Origin of the sequence: Nocardioides malaquae, assembly GCF_015070385.1 — a bacterium.
GTDB lineage: Bacteria > Actinomycetota > Actinomycetes > Propionibacteriales > Nocardioidaceae > Nocardioides > Nocardioides malaquae.
Map to the genome: position 1 here is coordinate 1 of NZ_JADCSA010000843.1, position 250 is coordinate 250.

Here is a 250-nt window from a genome sequence, read left to right on the forward strand (position 1 = left end):
CTATAATGTAAATAAGTTGTATTATGGTTTTATAATCACCTTTTACTGTAAATTGATAGGTGCTTATTTTTAAATTTTTGAGACGAATAATGTGAGGCTCAAAAAAATTAATAATTTTTAAATCGGTAGAGTCACAAGTACTATTTATGGTTTTCAGAAGATTGGTTTGTAATGAACCTTTATTTATTTGATACTTCTTTAAAATGGAGTCATAATATGATTTTTGTTGTATAAGTAGAGCAAGGTTCTT

The 250-nt window shown here is 25.2% G+C and carries 1 protein-coding gene; it reads right to left on the reverse strand.

The window, feature by feature from the left end:
- A partial coding sequence (locus IEQ44_RS18725) for a hypothetical protein (RefSeq protein ID WP_227487684.1) occupies positions 1–250 on the reverse strand: 250 nt, incomplete at both ends.